Genomic DNA, 3,092 nt, shown 5'->3' on the forward strand with positions numbered 1-3,092 from the left:
GGCTGGCTGCACAGCGCCACCAGCAGGCGGTTGCACTGCGGCGTCGTCGCCAGGGCATAGCCGGTGACGATGATAAGCGCCATCTGCATGGAAAACTCGAGTAGGATCCAGAAGCCTTTGCCCCAGGCCTGCACTACCTGATAGGGATTGGACGGGGTAAAGATAAGGGCCAGGATGAAGGTCAGCAAACTGAGGATAAGCAGGATTACATAAGAGTCCGGGACATACCGTTCGGCAAAACTGGTGATGGCTTCGATAATCCCTTTGTTCTTTTTCGGCTGATCGGACATACTTTTCCTCCTTTTTGTTTTTTTTGTGGCTTTTGCCTGTCTTTTATATAAGCAATTTTCGTGCCAACTTTCACAAAAGGAAAAGCTATTGTCAAATCAGCCCATTATATTTACATAAAAAGTAACCCTTACATCACATTGTAAGAATTGTATAACTTTTTCTCATTTTTGGGAACTACCACTTTTTTAAATGTGCAATATTTTGCGCATTTGACTACTTTTTGCACATTTAATAACCAAGTGCCGCCCGTATGGCCTTGGCGGCCCGTTTGCCGGCGCCCATGGCACTGATCACCGTGGCCGCGCCGGTAACGATGTCGCCGCCGGCATAGACATTGGGCCGCGACGTCAGGCCCTGGTCATCCGTGACAATTGTGCCTTTGCGGGTGACGACAAGACCGGGGGTAGTTTGCGGTATGAGTGGATTGGGGGTGTTGCCGATCGCCATGATGACCGTATCGGCCGGCAGAATAAAGTTGGAACCGGCCACCGGCACCGGGCTGCGGCGGCCTGATGCATCTGGTTCGCCCAGCTCCATCTGCAGGCATTCCAGTCCATCCACCCACCCTTGCGCCGTACCGTTGATTTTAATCGGATTGGTAAGGAGCTTAAAAATGATGCCTTCTTCTTTGGCGTGCTCGATCTCTTCGCGGCGGGCCGGCATCTCGGCCTCGGACCGGCGGTAGACCAGCCACACCGTTTCCGCCCCCAGCCTGAGCGCCGTCCGCGCGGCATCCATCGCCACATTGCCGCCGCCGATGACGGCCGCTTTTTTGCCGATATAGACCGGGGTAGGATGCTCGGGGAAGCGATAAGCTTTCATTAAGTTGACGCGGGTGAGAAATTCATTGGCCGAATAGACGCCGTTGAGGTTTTCGCCCGGAATGTTCATAAACTGGGGTGCGCCGGCGCCCGAGCCGATAAATACGGCCTGGTAGCCTTCAGCAAACAGGTCATCGACCGACAGGGTTTTGCCGATTACCACATTGGTCTCAATGCGCACTCCCAGGCGGCGGATATAGTCGATTTCAGCCTGGACAATGGCTTTGGGCAGCCGAAATTCGGGGATGCCGTAAACCAGTACGCCGCCCGGCTGGTGCAAGGCTTCAAAAACCGTCACATCATAGCCGGCCAGGGCAAGGTCGCCGGCGCAGGTCAGTCCGGCCGGGCCTGATCCGACAATGGCCACACGGCGGCCGTTACGGCTGAGCGTCGGCGGCGTGCTCCCGCCCGCATGGCGCTGCACGTCGGCAACAAACCGCTCCAGCCGGCCAATGGCCACCGGCGCGCCTTTTTTCCCCAAGACGCAATGGCTCTCGCACTGCGTTTCCTGAGGGCATACCCGGCCGCAGATGGCCGGCAGACTGTTTTTCTCTTTAATTTTATTGGCCGCCGCCCCGTATTGTCCCTGGCGGATAAGGGCGATAAACGCGGGGATATCTACTTCCACCGGACAGCCCGTACGGCACGGCGCCGCCTTGCACTGCAGGCAACGCGACGCCTCGAGCAGGGCCTGCTCTTCCGTGTAGCCGAGCGCCACTTCGCCAAAATTGCGCACCCGCTCAGCGGCCGGCTGCTCGGGCATAGGTTGTCTCAATGCCGGCATCGGCAGCCACCTTCTTTCTGATAGGTCTGGTTGTCAGCGTATTTTTCCCGCTCTGCATACATGCGCTGGCGGGCCATGAGACCGGCGAAGTCGACTTGGTGTCCGTCGAATTCCGGCCCGTCGACGCACGCGAATTTGGTCTGGCCGCCGACGCTGACGCGGCAGCCCCCGCACATGCCGGTGCCGTCGACCATGATCGGGTTAAGGCTGACAACCGTTTTAACGCCATACGGCCGGGTGGTTTCCGCTACTGCCCGCATCATAACCACCGGTCCGACGGCCACGACTTCGGCGATCGGTTCACCGCTGTCGAGCAGTTCTTTCAGCACGTCCGTCACCAACCCGCGCCGGCCGTACGAGCCGTCGTCGGTGGTAACATAGACAAGGTCACTGACGGCTTTCATTTCCTGCTCAAGGATAAGCAGTTCCCGCGTGCGGGCGCCCAGGATGCTGATTACGCGGTTGCCCGCTTCCTTCATCCCCCGGGCGATTGGGTAGATGGGCGCGATGCCGATGCCGCCGCCGACGCACACGACCGTACCCATTTTTTCAATATGAGTAGGTTTACCCAGCGGTCCGGCCAAATCGCTTAGCGCATCACCGGTTTCCAGTCGGCCCAGCCGCCGGGTGGTCGCGCCTACCTCTTGAAAAATGAGCGTTACCGTCCCGGCCTGCCGGTCAAAGTCGGCAATGGTCAGCGGGATGCGCTCGCCGTTTTCGTCGACCCGGAGGATGACAAACTCGCCGGGCCGCGCTTTGCGGGCGATGAGCGGCGCGCTCACCACTATCTGTTTCACCCCGGGTGACAGGACCTTCTTGTCCAGAATGGTATACACGATAATCCCCTCATTTCTCCCGATAAAACTGGTAAGTTGTCTGAAGCGGCCAAGGTAAAGCGTATTTTGCAGGGTTTAGAACGGGATATAGGTCAGTCCCAGCAGCATGATAATGCCGATAACAATCCAGGTAATAAAGGTGTAGCCGACGAAGTCCCGGAACTCAAGGCCCACTACCGACATAAACGGCAGGGCCCAGAAGGGCTGGATGAGGTTGACCCAGTCGTTGCCGTAGGAATAAGCGATGACCGTCTTGGCGTGCGGTACGCCAAGCGCCGCCCCGGCCTGAATGATGTACGGCGCTTCAACCGCCCATTTGCCGCCGCCGGACGGGATAAAGTAGCCAATAACGTTGGATAA

At 57.9% G+C, this 3,092-nt stretch carries 4 protein-coding genes; all 4 read right to left on the minus strand.

Translation table 11 applies throughout. The features are described 5' to 3' along the window. Positions 1 to 290: TIGR00366 family protein (locus tag BLQ99_RS14600; protein ID WP_171904707.1), on the minus strand; the 290-nt coding region annotated here is incomplete at its 3' end. A gap of 229 nt (positions 291 to 519) precedes the next feature. Continuing rightward, positions 520 to 1,896, minus strand: coding sequence for an NADPH-dependent glutamate synthase (gene gltA, locus BLQ99_RS14605; protein ID WP_093692238.1), 1,377 nt, complete (start codon positions 1,894 to 1,896; stop codon positions 520 to 522). Then, positions 1,884 to 2,732: a sulfide/dihydroorotate dehydrogenase-like FAD/NAD-binding protein gene (locus BLQ99_RS14610; RefSeq protein ID WP_093692240.1), complete on the minus strand. Its 849-nt coding sequence runs from the start codon at positions 2,730 to 2,732 to the stop codon at positions 1,884 to 1,886. The genes gltA and BLQ99_RS14610 overlap by 13 nt, the downstream gene beginning before the upstream one ends. Positions 2,733 to 2,807: 75 nt before the next feature. After that, positions 2,808 to 3,092 (minus strand): TIGR00366 family protein (locus BLQ99_RS14615; RefSeq protein ID WP_171904708.1); only part of this gene is annotated, 285 nt, incomplete at its 5' end.

The organism is Sporolituus thermophilus DSM 23256, from assembly GCF_900102435.1.
Classification (GTDB): domain Bacteria; phylum Bacillota; class Negativicutes; order Sporomusales; family Thermosinaceae; genus Thermosinus; species Thermosinus thermophilus.